Source organism: Streptomyces sp. M41, from assembly GCF_043673425.1.
GTDB lineage: Bacteria > Actinomycetota > Actinomycetes > Streptomycetales > Streptomycetaceae > Streptomyces.
Map to the genome: position 1 here is coordinate 1 of NZ_JBIMKE010000044.1, position 15,359 is coordinate 15,359.

Below are 15,359 nucleotides of genomic sequence, written 5' to 3' on the forward strand. Positions count from 1 at the left end.
CCGACAACGGCGGAATCTTCGGACCCGGACGACTCATACCGAACCAACGACGAATCTTCGACTCAGGTCACTAGGTGAGTCCCGCCGCCCGGGCCCGTTCCACCGCCGGGCCGATCGCCTTGGCGACCGCTTCGACGTCGGCCTCGGTCGAGGTGTGGCCGAGGGAGAAGCGCAGGGTGCCACGGGCCAGGTCCGGGTCGGTGCCGGTGGCCAGGAGGACGTGGCTGGGCTGGGCGACGCCCGCGGTGCAGGCGGAGCCGGTGGAGCACTCGATGCCCTGGGCGTCCAGGAGCAGGAGCAGGGAGTCGCCCTCGCAGCCCGGGAAGGTGAAGTGGGCGTTGGCCGGGAGGCGCCCGCCGGGTGCCGGGTCGCCGCCGAGGATCGCGTCCGGGACGGCCGTACGGACGGCGTCGACCAGGGCGTCGCGCAGGGCGCCGATCTCGGTGGCGAACCACTCGCGCTGCTCGGCGGCGAGCCGGCCGGCGACCGCGAAGGAGGCGATCGCGGGGACGTCGAGGGTGCCGGAGCGGACATGGCGCTCCTGGCCGCCGCCGTGCAGGACGGGGACCGGGGTCTGGTCGCGGCCGAGGATCAGGGCGCCGATGCCGTAGGGGCCGCCGATCTTGTGGCCGGAGACGGTCATCGCGGCGAGTCCGGAGGCGGCGAAGTCGACGGGGACCTGACCGAAGGCCTGGACCGCGTCGGCATGCAGCGGGACGTCGAACTCGGCTGCCACGTCGGCCAGTTCACTGATCGGCATGACGGTGCCGATCTCGTTGTTGGCCCACATCACGGTGGCCAGGGCGACGTCCTGGGGGTTGCGGGCGATGGCCTCGCGCAGGGCGTCCGGGTGGACGCGGCCGTGCGAGTCGACCGGGAGGTACTCGATCGTGGCGCCCTCGTGGTCGCCGAGCCAGTGGACGGCGTCGAGAACCGCATGGTGTTCGACGGGGCTGGCCAGGACGCGGGTGCGCGGCCTCGCCGGGTCGGCGTCGCGGCGGGCCCAGTACAGGCCCTTGACCGCGAGGTTGTCGGCCTCGGTGCCGCCGGAGGTGAGGACGACCTCGCTGGGGCGGGCGCCGAGCGCTTCCGCGAGGGTCTCGCGGGCCTCCTCGACGGTGCGCCTCGCGCGGCGGCCGGATGCGTGCAGGGAGGACGCGTTGCCGGTGACGCTCAGCTGGGCGGTCAGCGCCTCTGCCGCCTCCGGGAGCATGGGGGTCGTCGCGGCGTGGTCGAGGTAAGCCATGGTGGCCACGATTCTAAGGGGCGCCTGTAGAGGGCCTTGTGTCAAGGTCGGCCCCGATTACGGCCCCGGCCGGGCGGTCGGCCGCCGCTCAGGACGCGAGGACTCCTATGGGCCCTGAAGCCCCCTCTGGTCCCTGAAGCCCCTGTGGGCCCGAGGACCTCCGCAGCACCGCCGGGAGCACCACCACCGACTGGCCCTGTGACCCCCTGAACCCCCCTGGCCCGTCTAGAAGCTCCACGACAGCGTGTTGTCCGCCTGCATGAAGGCCAGCAGGACCAGCAGGTCCGCGACGCCGAGGCCCATGCCCAGGTAGGCGCGGCCCTTGCGGTCGGTGCCCCGCCAGAGAGCCGCCGCCGCGAGGGCGATGGCGACCGGGCCGAGGAAGACGTTGAAGACGAGGAGGCCGATGAGGCCGAGGATGAAGGACGCGACGGCCATGCCGTCGGCATCGCGGGCGCCTGTGCGGGCGGTGGCCGGTGCGGTGAGATGCATGAGTATCAGCTCCTGGGAAGTGTCGGTCCGATGCGGTGCGCGAATCAGTTGCGGCGGGCGTGACGCTCGCGGGCGGCGAAGATGCCCAGCCACACGGCGATCACGGCGGCGGCGACGACGGTGAAGCCGAGCGGCGCGTGGGCGACGGCGCCCAGCAGCACACCCAGCAGCAGGAGCGCTGCGACGAGAAACAGCATGGAATGGATCCCCCTCCGAGATCTCTTGCGTCGACTCTGTCGAGCCCTGTCGCTCTGTCGAACTCTGTCGAGCCCTGTTGGGGCTCTGGCGATCTCTCTCGTTACATTTCGGTGAACAGTTGTAGTAACAGTTGTTCACTGACTCCAAGTCTAGCGCGCTCCACGGCTTTTCAATTCCGGAGAACAGTTGTTAACTGCATGGCATGAGTCACACCCTCGGCATTCGGCAGGCCCAGAAGCAGAAGACCCGGCAGTCCCTCCTGGACGCGGCGTTGGGGTTGCTGGAGGAGCAGAGCCTGAGCAGCCTGGGCCTGCGCGAGGTCACCCGCGCGGTCGGCGTCGCCCCGACGGCCTTCTACCGGCACTTCCGCTCCACCGCGGACCTCGGCGTCGCCCTCGTCGAGGAGGCGCTGGGCAGCCTCCACCCGATGATCCGCACGATCGTGACGTCCTCCGGCGACAGCGACCAACGCATAGAGCGCGCCGTCGGGTTGATCGCCCAGCACGTCGCGACACACCCGGCGCACGTCCGCTTCATCGCCCGCGAACGGCACGGCGGGGTGCAGTCGGTACGGGAGGCGATCCAGGACCAACTGGCCCGGTTCGCCGACGAGGTGAAGGTCGCACTCACCAAGGACCCGGTTTCCGAAGGCTGGAACGACGACGACCTCCTCATGCTCGCCAACCTCTACGTCGACCAGATGCTGATGACGGCCTCCCTCTTCCTGGACGTCCTGGACGAACCGGAGGAGCAGCGGCGGCGCGTCGCACAGGTCGCGACCCGCCGGATGCGGCTGATCAGCATCGGCAGGCAGCACTGGCTGGACTGAGTACCCGTCACGAACCGGAGTATCCGCGACGAAAAAGGGCGGCACCCCCTTCTCGGAGGTACCGCCCTGTGTACGCCGTCGTGCGTCAGTCGTAGTCCGTCGCGCGTCAGCCGAGCCGCGCCCGCGCCAGCTGCCTCGACTGGGCCACCAGCCTGTCCGCGCTGTCCCAGACCTCCGCGTCCTCCTCCAGGAAGCCGCCGGCCAGATTGCGGGTGGTGATGGACACCCGCAGCGGGCCGGGGGCCGGGCGGCAGCGGACGTGGACCGTCAGCTCCACCGTCGGGACCCAGCCGGAGATGCCGATCTCGAAGGCGGTGGGAGGCAGGGCGTCCACCGCGAGGAGCAGGGACAGGGGGTCAGGGTCGCGGCCGTCCGCGAGGCCGAACCAGGCCCGCATCTCACCCTTGCCGGAGGGCTGCCCGAGGGCCCATCCCAGGGTCGACGGGTCGAGCTTGAGCATCAGCCGGTCGGCGATGGCCGAGCTGCCGTCGACGGGGGCCGGGCCGTCCTCCGGGCCGAAGCAGTGCTCCATCGGCGTGATCGCGGGCGGCCGGGCCGTCGTACGGACGTCGTCGGGGAGGGCGTCCAGGTCGCCGTAGGAGGCGAGGACGCGGATGCGTTCGACTTCGCGGCCCTCGTCGTCGTACTGGAGGAGCGAGGCCTGGCCGGTCGACAGGGTGCGGCCGGTGCGGACGATGTCCGTGCGGACGACGGCCGGGCCCGGCTGGGACGCCGTCAGATAGTGCGCGGAGATCGTGAACGGGTCGCTGTGCGGCAGGGCGTCCGCGAGGGCGCGGCCGAGGACCGCCAGCAGATAGCCGCCGTTGACGGCGCTGATGATGGTCCAGCCGGCCGAGAGGTCGACGTCGTAGACGCCGGGCTCGCGCAGGGTGAGTGCGGTGTCGCGGTCGAACTCGCTGTCGCCGATGGTGGCTCGCGTGGCCGTCGGGGCGGAGGCTGCTTCTGGCATGGATGAACGGTACAACAGCTAACTACTAAGCGGTAGCTTTTCTCCGGCGTCAGTTGCCGGAAGCGCCCCGTCCCCAGCGTCGACGCCCACGTCGACGCCCCGCTATGACGTGCGCAACTTTTCGGCAAGTGTCCCGCTCGCCCGAAACCTGCGGCCCGCTCTCCCCCTCTATGAGGACATGAGTCTCACCGGGGCCCCGTTCCTCTACACGCTGATCGCGCTGTGCGTCGCCGCCGTCGTGCTGCCGTTGGCTCTCTGGTCGCGGGTGCGCGGGCCGAGGATCGTCCGGGCCGCCGTCCGGCTGCTGATGGTGCTGTTCGCCCAGGGCACCGCGGTCGCCCTGGTCTTCACGATGGTCAACAACTCCAACCAGCTGTACGACAACTGGGGCGACCTGCTCGGCACCAGCAACCATGTGCACAAGGCGGCCGACCTCGGAGCGAGCGGCACCGGAGGAATCGCGCTGGAGAAGCTGCCCAAGGTCCGGCAGGTCTTCAAGCAGGGCAAGGGGCCGGGGATGCGCACCGAGGGCGGGGTGCTGGTCACCCATCTCAAGGGCCGGGTCTCCGGCGTGCATGCCGAGGTCAACGTCTGGCTGCCGCCGCAGTACCACGAGCCCGCCTACCGCGATCGCACGTTCCCTGTCGTCCAGGTGCTGCCCGGCTACCCGGGATCGTCGAAGGCCTGGTTCGGGACCATGGACGCGCCCGAGCAGCTGGCGCCGCTGATGCGCAGCGGGCAGATCGAGCCGTTCATCATCGTCTCGCCGCGCACCACGCTGCTGCCCGGCGTGGACACGGGCTGCGCGAACATCCCGGGCAAGGTGAACGCCGACAGCTGGCTCAGCGTCGACGTGCCGAAGATGGTCATGGACAACTTCCGGGCCCGGTCCGCACCGCAGGGCTGGGCGGTCGCCGGTTACTCGGCGGGCGCGCACTGCGCGGCGAAGCTGGCCGTCGCCCACCCCGACCGGTACCGGGCCGCGGTCAGCCTGTCCGGCTACAACGACCCCGTCGCCGTACCGAACTCGCTGGCCGGAAAGACCCCGGCCCTGCGGGACGCGAACAATCCGCTCGTGCTGCTCGGCCGGGCGCAGGTCCCGCCGCGCGTCGCGCTCTATCTGTCCGGGCAGCCGAACGACGGGTACGAGGCCGCTCAGGCCCTCCAGCGGGCCGCCGAGGCACCCACGACCGTGGAGGTCGTGCCCATCCCGAGCAGCGCGGGCGGCCACACCATGGCGCTGTGGAAGCCGCAGGTGGTCCCGGCGTTCCGCTGGCTGACCGAGGTGATGGGGGTGGAGCACGAAGCTCGTACGGCGCCCGGCTCTACTCCTCTCGCACCGTCGACCGCCGGTTCCAGGCACGTGGAGCCCGCCAGTGGAAGCGCATCGCCAGCAGCCGCAGCACGAAGGCCGTGACGGCCGCGAGGGCGCTGGTCAGCGGGGTCAGCGCGGCGTAATGGATGCACAGCACCGTCATCGTGGCGCCGACGATCGCCGGGACCGCGTAGAGGTCGCGGTCCCAGCGCAGCAGTGACGGCACCTCGTTGGCGAGGACGTCCCGCAGCACACCGCCGCCGACGGCGGTCGCGAGGCCCAGGGTGGCGGAGGCGGTGAGGTTGAGGCCGTAGTCGTACGCCTTCGTCGTCCCGGCGACGCAGAACAGCCCGAGGCCCGCTGCGTCGAAGACGTTCACGCCGGTCTGGATGCGCTCCACGTGCGGGTGGAGGAAGAAGACCAGGGCCGCGGCGAGCAGCGGGGTGAGGAAGTACCCCAGATCCGTGAACGCGGCCGGCGGCACGGCGCCGATGACCACGTCCCGGAACAGCCCGCCGCCCAGGGCGGTGACCTCGGCGAGGACGGCGATGCCGAAGACGTCGAAGTTCTTGCGGACGGCCAGCAGGGCGCCGGAGATGGCGAAGACGAAAATGCCGATCAAGTCGAGCGTGTGCTGGACGGAAGGGCTGAACAAGGGTTGGAGCACCCGGATATTCTCACCCAGCGCTGAGCCCCCGCCTTGCAAAGGAAGGCGGGGGCCGGGCCGGGTTACTTGCCGCCGGGCTCGTCGGAGGAGCCGGACCCCTCGGAGGGCGCATCGGCCGACGCCTCGGGCTCCCTTGAGGCCGCGTCCGTCTTCGTCACGGACGCCTCCTTCTCCACGGAGGTCTTCACGGAGGTCGGCTCGGAGGTCTGTACGGAGGTCTCCGCCGCCACCGCCGCCGAGGTCTCCGCCGCCACCGCCGCCGAGGTCTGCGCCGACTCCGCGAGCACCTCGTCGGCAACCAGCTCCGCGGCCTCCTTGGCCACCGACAGCAGCACCGTGTCCTGCGGCTGCTGGTCCTCGAAGTCCTCCGGGTGGTGACAGGCCACCCGCTGGCCGGGCCGCAGCTCCACCAGCGGCGGCTCCGCCGTGCGGCAGATCTCCGTCGCCTTCCAGCACCGCGTGTGGAAGCGGCAGCCGCTCGGCGGGGCGATCGGCGAGGGCACGTCGCCGCGCAGCAGGATGCGCTCGCTCTTCTGCGTCCGCCGCTTCGGGTCCGGGATCGGCACCGCCGACAGCAGGGCCTTGGTGTACGGGTGCATCGGCGAGCTGTACAGCGCGTCCCGGTCGGCGAGCTCGACGATCTTGCCGAGGTACATCACCGCGATACGGTCCGAGACATGCCGTACGACGGACAGGTCGTGCGCGATGATCACGTACGTCAGGCCGAGCTCGTCCTGGAGGTCGGCCATCAGGTTCACGACCTGCGCCTGGATGGACACGTCGAGCGCGGAGACCGGCTCGTCGGCCACGACCATCCGGGGCTTGAGGGCCAGCGCGCGGGCGATGCCGATGCGCTGGCGCTGACCGCCGGAGAACTCGTGCGGGTAGCGGTTGTAGTGCTCGGGGCTCAGGCCCACCAGCTCCAGGAGGCGCTGGACCTCCTTCTTCACCCCGCCCTCGGGCTCCACGCTCTGGAGCCGGAACGGCGCCGAGACGATGCTGCCGATGGTGTGCCGGGGGTTCAGGGAGCCGTACGGGTCCTGGAAGATCATCTGGACGTCGCGGCGCAGCGGGCGCATGCCGCCCACGCCCAGGTGCGTGATGTCCGTGCCGTCGAACTCGATCTTCCCGCCGGTGGGCTCCAGCAGCCGGGTGATGAGCCGGCCCATGGTCGACTTGCCGCAGCCGGACTCGCCCACCACTCCGAGGGTCTCGCCGCGGCGCACCTCGAAGTCGATGCCGTCCACGGCCTTGACCGCGCCGACCTGCCGCTGGAGCAGGCCCTTCTTGATGGGGAAGTGCTTGACCAGGCCCTCGACCTTGAGCAGCGGCGCGTCCTCGGCGGCCGGCCCTGCTTTGCCGGCCGCTGTCACGGTTCCCGTCTCAGTCTCGCTCACAGCTTCGGCGCAATCTCTTCGTTCCAGATCCGCGTACGGTCCTCCTGCGACATGTGGCACGCGGTGAAGTGCCTGCTGCCGACCTCGCGCAGTTCGGGGCGCTCGGTGCGGGTGACCCCGCCCTTGGGGACGTCCGCGTACGGGCAGCGCGGGTTGAAGGCGCAGCCCGAGGGGACATTGATGAGGCTGGGCGGCTGCCCCTTGACCGGGATCAGCCGGTCGGTCTGCGCGCGGTCGATCCTCGGCATCGAGCCGAGCAGGCCCCAGGTGTAGGGGTGCTGCGGCTCGTAGAAGATCTGGTCGACCGGTCCGCGCTCCACGCAGCGCCCGCCGTACATCACAAGGATGTCGTCGGCGATCTCGGCGACCACGCCGAGGTCGTGCGTGATGATGACGACCGCGGAGCCGAACTCCTTCTGCAGGTCCCGGACCAGGTCCAGGATCTGGGCCTGGACCGTGACGTCCAGGGCGGTCGTCGGCTCGTCCGCGATCAGCAGTTCGGGGTTGTTCACCAGGGCCATGGCGATCATGGCCCGCTGGCGCATACCGCCGGAGAACTCGTGCGGGTAGCTGTCGACGCGCTTGTCCGGTTCGGGGATGCCGACCCGGTCGAGCAGTTCGACGGCCCGCCTGCGGGCGGTCTTCTTGTTGACGTCGTTGTGGACCCGGTAGGCCTCGACGATCTGGTTGCCGACCGTGTAGTACGGGTGCATCGCGGACAGCGGGTCCTGGAAGATCATCGCCATCTCACGGCCGCGCATCCGGCGTACCTCGTCGGGGCTCGCCGAGACGAGTTCCTTGCCGCCGAGCCAGATCTCGCCGGACATCTGCACGTTCTTGCCGCGGGCGCCCAGGCGGTGCAGGCCCATGATGGCCAGCGAGGTCACCGACTTGCCGGAGCCGGACTCGCCCACGATGCCGAGGGTGCTGCCCTTCTCCAGCTGGAAGGAGAGCCCGTCGACGGACTTGACCAGGCCGTCGTCGGTGGGGAAGTGCACCTTGAGGTCGCGCACTTCGAGGAAGGCCCGGGACGGCTCGCCGTCGCGTGCGGGCTCGCCCACGGCGGCCCCGGTCTTGGTCAGGTCGGTCACGAGAGCCTCACCCGCGGGTCGACGGTGGCGTACAGCACGTCCACCACCAGGTTGCAGAGCACGACGAAGAAGGCGGCCAGCAGGGTGACGCCCAGGATCGGCGGCAGGTCGTTGTCGGTGATGGCCTGGACGGCGTACTGGCCGACGCCGGGCAGCGAGAACACCGACTCGGTGATCACCGCGCCGCCGAGCAGCAGGCCGATGTCCATGCCGAACACCGTGACGATCGGGGTCAGTGCCGCCCGCAGACCGTGCTTGACGACGACCTTGCGCTCGCGCAGGCCCTTGGCCCGTGCGGTGCGGATGAAGTCCTCGTTCATGGTCTCGAGCATGCCGGACCGGGTGAGCCGTGCGTAGATGGCGGAGTACAGCAGGGCCAGTGAACACCACGGCAGGATCAGGGTGTTGGCCCACTGCGAGGGGTTCTCCGTGAACGGCACATAGGTGCGCCCGAAGATGTCCAGCTGGTAGCTGAAGACGAGCAGCGCGAGCTGCCCGGTGAAGAACATGGGCAGCGACACACCGGCGAGGGCCACGCCCATCGCGCTGCGGTCGAAGAACGACCCCGGCTTGAGCGCCGAGACGACGCCCGCGAGGACGCCGGAGACGAGCCACAGGATGGCGGCGCCCGCGGCCAGGGAGATGGTCACCGGAAGGCGGTCGACGAGCTGCGGCCAGACCTCGGTGTGGTTCTTGAAGGAATAGCCGAAGCAGGGCACCTCGCAGGTGGCCGTCGTCGGGCCGAGGTTGTACGTGGCGCCGGAGACGATCCCCTTGATGAACTCCCAGTACTGCTCGTATACGGGCTTGTCCAGCCCGAGGTTCTGCTTGACCGCCAGGATGTCCTCGGGCGAGGGGTTCTTTCCGATGTACTGGGCGGCCAGTTGGTCGGGGCTCTGCCCGGCCAGTCTCGGCAGCAGGAAGAAGATGCCGAAGGTGACCGCTGTGACGACCAGCAGCAGGATCACTGCCGCGAGCGTCCGGCGGATGATGTACGAGATCACGGGGACCGGCGCCGGCGCCCGCGGGTCGGGGAACCCGCGGGCGCCAATGCCTTCACCTGCCTTCCGGGGCTGCTTCTTCGCGCTACTTCTTGGTCGTACCGAGGTTCAGGGCGTCGTACTGACCGCTGAAGGCAGCCGTGGACACCACGTTGGTGGCGTTGGGCGAGCGGTACAGCAGGACCTTGAAGTAGGTCAGCGGCACGATCACGGCCTCGTCCATGGTCTTCTTGTCGACCTCGGCGTAGGCGGCGTTGCGCGCCGACTCGTCCGTGTTCTGGATGGCCTCGTCGAGCAGCTTGTTGACCTCGGCGTTGTCGAACGAGGAGAGGTTGGTGTTACCGGAGGCGCTGATCGCCTTGCCGTTGAGGATCTGGTTCAGGTAGCCGTAGCCGGTCGGCCAGTCGGCACCCCACTGCATCATCATGATGCCGATGCCCTGCTTCTTGGCGAACGCCGGGACACCGGCGTAGTCCGTGAAGTACTTGCCGGACGGGTACTGCTTCATCTCGGCGTTGATGCCGACCTTCTTCAGGGAGTCGATGATCGCGGTGGCCGCGTCGACCTCCTGCTGACGGTCGCTGCGGGCGGAGATGTAGGTCTTGAAGCCCTTCTCCTGCTTGCAGGCCGTCAGGTGCTCCTTGGCCTTGGCCACGTCACCCTTGTTGCCCGCGGTGGGGTAGGAGTCGAACTTCTGGTAGCCGATGACGTCCGGCGGCAGCACCGTGGAGGCGATGTCACCACGGACCGGGCCGCCCTGCGCGGTCTGCACGGCCACCTTGTTGATGGCGTACTGCACGGCCTTGCGGCACTCGACGTTGTCGAACGGCTTTACCTCGGTGTTCAGCGCCGCGTAGACGAGACGGCCACCGTAGGTGTTGTCCGTGTTGGCCTTCTGGTCCGGCTTGTTGAGCAGCTGGGCCTGGGTCTGGGTGTCCACACCGCGGCCCGCGAGGTCGACGGTGGTGGTGCCGGCCATCAGGTCCTTGTCGATCGTGGCCTGGTTGACCTTCAGGTTGACCACGATCTTGTCCGGGTACTGCTGGCGCAGCGGGTCGGTCTTGGCGCTCCACTCGGGGTTGCGCACGAGGGTGACCGACTTGCCCTCCTCGTAGCTCTCGAACTTGTACGAGCCCGAGGAGACGATCTTCTTGGTGTAGTCGACGCCGGTGTCCTTCGCCCGCGGCACGGGCGCGGTCTGCGGGGCGGTGACCAGGTAGTCGAAGTCGGCGAACGCCTGCTTCAGCTTGAAGACGACCGTGTACTTGTCCGGCGTCTCGATGGAGGCGATGCCCTTGGTGCTCTTGTCCTTGTACGGGCCCTTGTACTTGTCGGCGCCGTCGAGGAACTGCGCGAAGTAGTTGGGGCCGAGGGAGAGGACGTCACGGGCGAAGTTGGAGCGCTCCACCGCGTACTTGACGTCGGCCGCGGTGACCTCGGTGCCGTCGTCGTACTTCACGCCCTGGCGGATCTTGTACGTCCAGGTCTTGCCGCCGTCGGAGGCCTGGCCCTTGGACTCCGCCAGGTCGGGCACGATCTCGTTGCCCTTCTCGCCGGGGGCCGGCTTGAAGGTGAGCAGAGGACGCGCGTAGAGACGGCTGAAGTTGTACATGTACGCGTAGTACGTGTTGCCCGGGTCGAACGAGTCCGGGACGTCGGACATCGCGTAGGTGACCGTGCCGCCCTTCTTGGTAGAGGCGTTCACGACCTCCTTGGTAGCGGCGTTGGCAGCGGCCTTGCTGCCGCCGTCGTTGCCGTCCTCGTCGGCCTTGCTGCAGGCCGCCAGTACCAGGCTGGCGCTGGCCATGGCCGCCACTACGGCCGTTGCTGACCTTCGCATGATGGTCGGATTCCCCTTCGTAGTCGAACTCTTGGGCTGGACGCGGACCCGGTCCGCCGCCGTGGACATCAGCGGCTGCGGGGGTCGAGAGCGTCCCGGAGGCCATCACCGAGGAGGTTGAAGGCCAGAACGGTGATGAAGATGGCGAGGCCGGGGACGATCATGTACTGGGGGTCGACCTCGAAGAAGTCGACGGCCTGGTTGAGCATGCCGCCCCACGATGCCTGCGGCGGCTGGATGCCGACGCCGAGGAAGCTGAGCGAGGCCTCGAAGAGGATGTTCGTCGGGATGAGCAGCGTCGAGTAGACGATGATCGGCGCGACGAGGTTCGGCAGCAGTTCCTTGAAGAGGATGTACGGGCCCTTCGCGCCGAGCCCGCGGGAGGCGTCGACGAACTCGCGCTCACGCAGGGCCAGTGTCTGGCCGCGCACGATGCGCCCCATGTAGGGCCAGTTGAAGAACCCGATCACGAAGATCAGCACGAGGATGTGCAGCGGGAGTCCTTCGAGGCCGAACGCGCCGCCCTGGAGCGTCGCCGAGATGGCGATGGCGAAGAGCAGCAGCGGGAAGGCGAGGAAGGTGTCCATCAGCCGGCTGACGATGGCGTCGACCCGGCCGCCGTAGTAACCGGCGACCAGACCCATCACGGTGCCGATGGCGACGGACAGCAGCGTCGCGCCGAAGGCGACGACGAGGGAGACCCAGGACCCCTCCAGGATGCGGGCGAGGATGTCCCGCCCGAACTTCGGCTCCACACCGAGCGGGTGGTCCCAGCTCATGCCGCCGAAGTCACCCTTGGGCAGGGTGGTGTTGGGGTCGATCAGGTCCTGGTGGAAGGCGTTCGGGTCGAGGCCCAGCAGCGCCTGGAGCGGACGGGACAGGGCGGCCACGAGGATGAGCAGCACGACAACGATGCCGCCCACGACCGCCACTTTGTCGCGCTTGAAGCGGGACCAGGCGATCTGTCCGAGAGAGCGACCCTCGATCTTCTTGGACTCGACCCCCGCGAGCACGGCCTCGGGCTGGGCTTCGGCCTGCGATCCGGTGGTCTCGATCGGTGCCGTCACTTTGCGATTGACCCCTCTCGGCCGGCGGTTGCCGACCCCCCTGGCTGCCGCTGTAGCGGTCGCTTTCACTCGTACACGGGACCGACCGGCCCGTGTCTTGCCGGGAGTCTTCAACGCTTTGGCGATCTGTTGCCAGAGTTGGCAAGGAAAGGATGCGCAACCGTGATGCTGTTCGAGGAGTTCCGTTATCCGAACAGGAGGTAACGACGGCCGGACGCGAGCCAGTTGGGGCGTATGAGGGCGGACCGGGACCTTCCGATCGCATCTACGCGCGGAGATCTGCCTGTGAAATCGATGTCCGGCGACCTGTGCGCCTACGAGAGTCAGCCTGCTGACTGCTCAGTAGGGTAGCCGGAATTGATCAGTAACGACCCTGTGCCGGAGGGTAGCCGTAGCCGGCCGCCGGTGCCTGTGCCGGTGCGGCGGCGTGCGCCTCGCGGTCGTAGAAGGGACGGGTGTTCGCACGCATCCACATGGCGACCGGGTCGTCCTCGTCGGACATCGCCACGGTCGAGACGGGCAGCCCGTCGGGGACCGCGCCGATCGACTGCGACATCATCGAGCGCACCGAGTCGACGGCCGGCGGGCTGGTGTCGTACACGTCGAGGCCGATGGCGAGGTACGGGGCGCCGAGCGCCGGCTGCACCCAGGCGCGGCGCAGGGCACGGACGGCCGGCGTGCGGTGGGCGTTCTGCGCGATCAGGGCGTAGAACTGCGGGATCTCGATGCCGGGTTCCGACAGCCGCAGGGGTCCCGCGGGCTGCCGGTCCAGGCCGGTGGCGATGCGGCGCAGATCGAGCCAGGGGATGCCGACGCCGCCGCCCGGGGCGTGCGGGTTGAGCCAGAGGCCGTAGTGGTCCGGGTAGAGGGTGCGGGCCACGTCGATTCCGTCGACCACTTCGTACGCGCGGTTCCAGCCGCTGGCCGACAGCTCCTGGGCGGAGGTGACGCAGGGGGCGTAGCCGTAGCCGTCGACCTCCATGTTTCCGTACTGGGCGTCCGGGGAGCCGGCCTGGCCGTGCCACAGCAGCATCCAGATCTGGCCGGAGGTCGGGGTGGCGAGGGCGCGCAGCAGGGCCTCGTAGGCGTCGTAGCGCCCGGGGGTCACCTGGCGCAGCATGTGCTCGACCTGCCCGGTCGAGGTTGTGCCGCTCGCGCTCACCTTTTAACCGCCCCTTCGGGAAACATGGCTTTTCGGTCCAAGCTTAGGCGCTCCGCCGGGCGAGCCGTCGGGAGCTCGGGACTTGATGTGCTCCGCGGGCCGCGGGTCGTGGGGATCGCTCGCGCGGCTCCCGCGGCCCCAGGTTCTCAGAGTTCGCGCGTGTAGAAGGGCCGTACCTGTGCCCGCATCCAGTCGATCACCGGGTCCTGGGCCACGTCCAGGAGGACGAGGTTGACCGGCCATGCGACGGGGGCGCGGCCCAGGGCGCGGGCGACGGCGTCCATGGGGGCGGCACGCAAGTCGCCTTCCCAGTGGGCGAGTTCGACGCCGATGAACATCACCGGGGCGGCCGTCTCGATCGACGCGAGGCAGCGGCGGGCCGTCGTGACGACGCCGGTGCCGGCGAACTCGGCCGAGGCTGCCGCGAGGAAGTCGATCGGGTCGTCCTGCCAGTCGGGCTCGTAGAGCTTGACGCGCCCGCCGGAGGTGAGGCCGTCCAGGGGCGTGCGGCCCGTCCGGCACAGCTCCGCCACCGCCGCGGGGGGCAGCGGGACACCGACCACGCCGTCCGGGTTGACGGCGATGCCCACCTGCGGCGGCAGACCGCGGGCGAACTCCACGGCCGGGGCGACGGTGTACGACATATGGGAGCCGACGACCTGGCGGAACTGCTCCTCGGAGCTGAAGACCGGCACGAACGCCTGGCCGCCGATCTCCACCGTGGGCAGGTCCAGCGGGCCGCTCTGGGGGCCGCCGCCGTTGGGCAGGGGCACCCAGACGAAGCTGCGGCCGAGCACCTCGATGATCCGGCCGCCCGCAGAGGGCATGCCGAGGGAGGCCGAGAGCACCTCCTCCAGCTCGTTGCCGGGCCAGCCGCCGTGCGGGTGGGGGTGTGTCCGTGCCGGGAAGTCCGCGGGGAGATCCGCTGGGAAGTCCATCTGTCCGACCGCCTGCTGTGAACTACGTCTGTGGACCGAAAGGCTAGCCGGTGGCCGACCGGCGTACGGCTGCGGCCTTTCCGCCGGTGAAACCGATCCGGCGCAGTACGTCCCCCGCGGCCCGGTCGATCAGCACCGCCGAGCCGCAGCCCTGGGGCAGCTCGCCCCGCTCCACCGAGCTCAGCAGCCGGGCCGCCGCCCTGCGGTGGCGCAGGAAGGCGTAGCGGGAGACGCCCCGGCCGCGCTCGCGCTGGCCCTCCAGGGCCGTGCCGGGGGTGACGTCGAGCAGCAGCAGGTGCAGGGAGCCGCCGCGGCGCCGGGCCTCGCGGGCCAGCCAGCCCCGCACCCAGGCCTGGGTGCCGCAGTCGTGCACCACGACGCCCTCGCCGGAGCGCACGGCGCGGCGCAGTCCGGCGTAGTGCGCGAGGCGCACCAGGGGGCGGTAGACGGCGTAGGGGAGGAAGCCGGGCATACGGGCGGCCCAGCGGTCCCGGGTGTCCTGGGAGTCGATGCGAACGCCCTGCACAGTCCGCCGCATCAGCGTGGACTTGCCGCTGCCGGGCAGGCCGGTGATCACGACGAGGTCCTCGGGGGCGAAGAGCAGGGCGTGCGGGCTGCGGCCGGAGCGCTCGCGCAGATCGCGGACCACGGGTGCCGGGCGCGCGCCGCAGACCTCCCCGGCCGGGGCCGTCGGCTGCGGGGGCAGCGCGAGGCCCGGGGTGGTCGCGTACGCCGTGGTCCTGTTCACCGTGATCGTCCTCCCCATGGGATTGGGTCGGGAGTCCCATCCCCGTCGAGTGTAAAGAGAAGGTAATCCCCGGTGTCTGCTGTTTCGTCCGCTTCCCGCAACAAGCCTGCTACAGGGGCCGCCGTCGGCCGCGTCGGCCGGGGACCCGCCGTGCGCGGCACCGCGGGGCCCCGGGAAAGGTTCCCCCTGACGTGTCGCCCGTATGCGTGCAATGATGTCCGCGCCAACTGCATACCGGCCGCTTGAATCCGCGCGGGAGAGTCCTGGACACGTACGACGACACGTACGACGGTCCGGGCGCCGAAGGAGCAAGTCCCTCCCTTGAATCTCTCAGGCCCCGTTACCGCGCGGGCGAGGCACATCTGAAAAGCGGGCCGCATCCCTCGTTCGTCTCGAGG

General features: G+C 69.8%; 15 protein-coding genes and 1 riboswitch. Of the genes, 2 read left to right on the top strand and 13 right to left on the bottom strand.

Annotated features, from left to right (window positions below):
- Positions 1-70: 70 nt before the first annotated feature.
- The 3 genes from ACHBTE_RS33700 to ACHBTE_RS33710 all read right to left on the bottom strand — a co-directional run bounded on the left by ACHBTE_RS33700 (position 71) and on the right by ACHBTE_RS33710 (position 1,935).
- Positions 71-1,246, bottom strand: coding sequence for a cysteine desulfurase family protein (locus ACHBTE_RS33700; RefSeq protein ID WP_394729177.1), 1,176 nt, complete (start codon positions 1,244-1,246; stop codon positions 71-73).
- A gap of 225 nt (positions 1,247-1,471) precedes the next feature.
- Complete coding sequence (locus ACHBTE_RS33705; protein ID WP_394729179.1) at positions 1,472-1,738, bottom strand: DUF4190 domain-containing protein; 267 nt, start codon at positions 1,736-1,738, stop codon at positions 1,472-1,474.
- Positions 1,739-1,782: 44 nt separating this feature from the next.
- Positions 1,783-1,935: a hypothetical protein gene (locus tag ACHBTE_RS33710; protein ID WP_394729181.1), complete on the bottom strand. Its 153-nt coding sequence runs from the start codon at positions 1,933-1,935 to the stop codon at positions 1,783-1,785.
- 203 nt (positions 1,936-2,138) lie between these two features.
- Here ACHBTE_RS33710 and ACHBTE_RS33715 point away from each other — a divergent pair, with 203 nt between their 5' ends.
- The gene (locus ACHBTE_RS33715; protein WP_394729183.1) at positions 2,139-2,765 is read left to right on the top strand and encodes a TetR family transcriptional regulator; all 627 of its coding nucleotides are present in this window, start codon (positions 2,139-2,141) and stop codon (positions 2,763-2,765) included.
- Positions 2,766-2,871: 106 nt separating this feature from the next.
- On the opposite strand, the gene ACHBTE_RS33720 is transcribed toward ACHBTE_RS33715, so the two are convergent.
- On the bottom strand, positions 2,872-3,735 hold the full coding sequence (locus ACHBTE_RS33720) for a thioesterase family protein (protein ID WP_394729185.1): 864 nt from the start codon (positions 3,733-3,735) through the stop codon (positions 2,872-2,874).
- 178 nt (positions 3,736-3,913) lie between these two features.
- Between ACHBTE_RS33720 and ACHBTE_RS33725 the strand changes: the two genes are divergently transcribed.
- Positions 3,914-5,152 (top strand): alpha/beta hydrolase, encoded by a 1,239-nt coding sequence (locus ACHBTE_RS33725; protein WP_394729187.1) that lies wholly within the window; start codon positions 3,914-3,916, stop codon positions 5,150-5,152.
- Here ACHBTE_RS33725 and ACHBTE_RS33730 read toward each other — a convergent pair.
- The 9 genes from ACHBTE_RS33730 to ACHBTE_RS33770 all read right to left on the bottom strand — a co-directional run bounded on the left by ACHBTE_RS33730 (position 5,061) and on the right by ACHBTE_RS33770 (position 14,961).
- Positions 5,061-5,717, bottom strand: a complete 657-nt coding sequence (locus ACHBTE_RS33730) for a trimeric intracellular cation channel family protein (protein ID WP_394729189.1) — start codon at positions 5,715-5,717, stop codon at positions 5,061-5,063. The genes ACHBTE_RS33725 and ACHBTE_RS33730 overlap by 92 nt on opposite strands.
- Positions 5,718-5,779: 62 nt before the next feature.
- The gene (locus ACHBTE_RS33735) at positions 5,780-7,114 is read right to left on the bottom strand and encodes an ABC transporter ATP-binding protein (RefSeq protein ID WP_394729191.1); all 1,335 of its coding nucleotides are present in this window, start codon (positions 7,112-7,114) and stop codon (positions 5,780-5,782) included.
- A complete protein-coding gene (locus ACHBTE_RS33740; RefSeq protein ID WP_394729193.1) occupies positions 7,111-8,205 on the bottom strand; it encodes an ABC transporter ATP-binding protein in 1,095 nt (364 codons plus the stop codon). Before ACHBTE_RS33740 ends, ACHBTE_RS33735 begins: the two co-directional genes overlap by 4 nt.
- Positions 8,202-9,209: an ABC transporter permease gene (locus ACHBTE_RS33745; protein WP_394729195.1), complete on the bottom strand. Its 1,008-nt coding sequence runs from the start codon at positions 9,207-9,209 to the stop codon at positions 8,202-8,204. The genes ACHBTE_RS33740 and ACHBTE_RS33745 overlap by 4 nt, the downstream gene beginning before the upstream one ends.
- 82 nt (positions 9,210-9,291) lie before the next feature.
- Positions 9,292-11,046 carry an ABC transporter substrate-binding protein gene (locus ACHBTE_RS33750; RefSeq protein ID WP_394729197.1) on the bottom strand — a complete coding sequence of 585 codons (1,755 nt, stop codon included), beginning with the start codon at positions 11,044-11,046 and terminating at the stop codon, positions 9,292-9,294.
- A gap of 68 nt (positions 11,047-11,114) precedes the next feature.
- Positions 11,115-12,113 (bottom strand): ABC transporter permease, encoded by a 999-nt coding sequence (locus tag ACHBTE_RS33755; RefSeq protein ID WP_394729199.1) that lies wholly within the window; start codon positions 12,111-12,113, stop codon positions 11,115-11,117.
- Positions 12,114-12,474: 361 nt separating this feature from the next.
- Positions 12,475-13,275: an enhanced serine sensitivity protein SseB C-terminal domain-containing protein gene (locus ACHBTE_RS33760; RefSeq protein WP_394729201.1), complete on the bottom strand. Its 801-nt coding sequence runs from the start codon at positions 13,273-13,275 to the stop codon at positions 12,475-12,477.
- A gap of 146 nt (positions 13,276-13,421) precedes the next feature.
- Positions 13,422-14,213: an enhanced serine sensitivity protein SseB gene (locus ACHBTE_RS33765; RefSeq protein WP_394729203.1), complete on the bottom strand. Its 792-nt coding sequence runs from the start codon at positions 14,211-14,213 to the stop codon at positions 13,422-13,424.
- Positions 14,214-14,256: 43 nt separating this feature from the next.
- Positions 14,257-14,961 (bottom strand): AAA family ATPase, encoded by a 705-nt coding sequence (locus ACHBTE_RS33770; RefSeq protein ID WP_394729205.1) that lies wholly within the window; start codon positions 14,959-14,961, stop codon positions 14,257-14,259.
- A 243-nt stretch (positions 14,962-15,204) separates the two neighbouring features.
- A riboswitch (glycine riboswitch) is annotated at positions 15,205-15,317 on the top strand.
- The last annotated feature ends 42 nt before the right edge of the window (positions 15,318-15,359 follow it).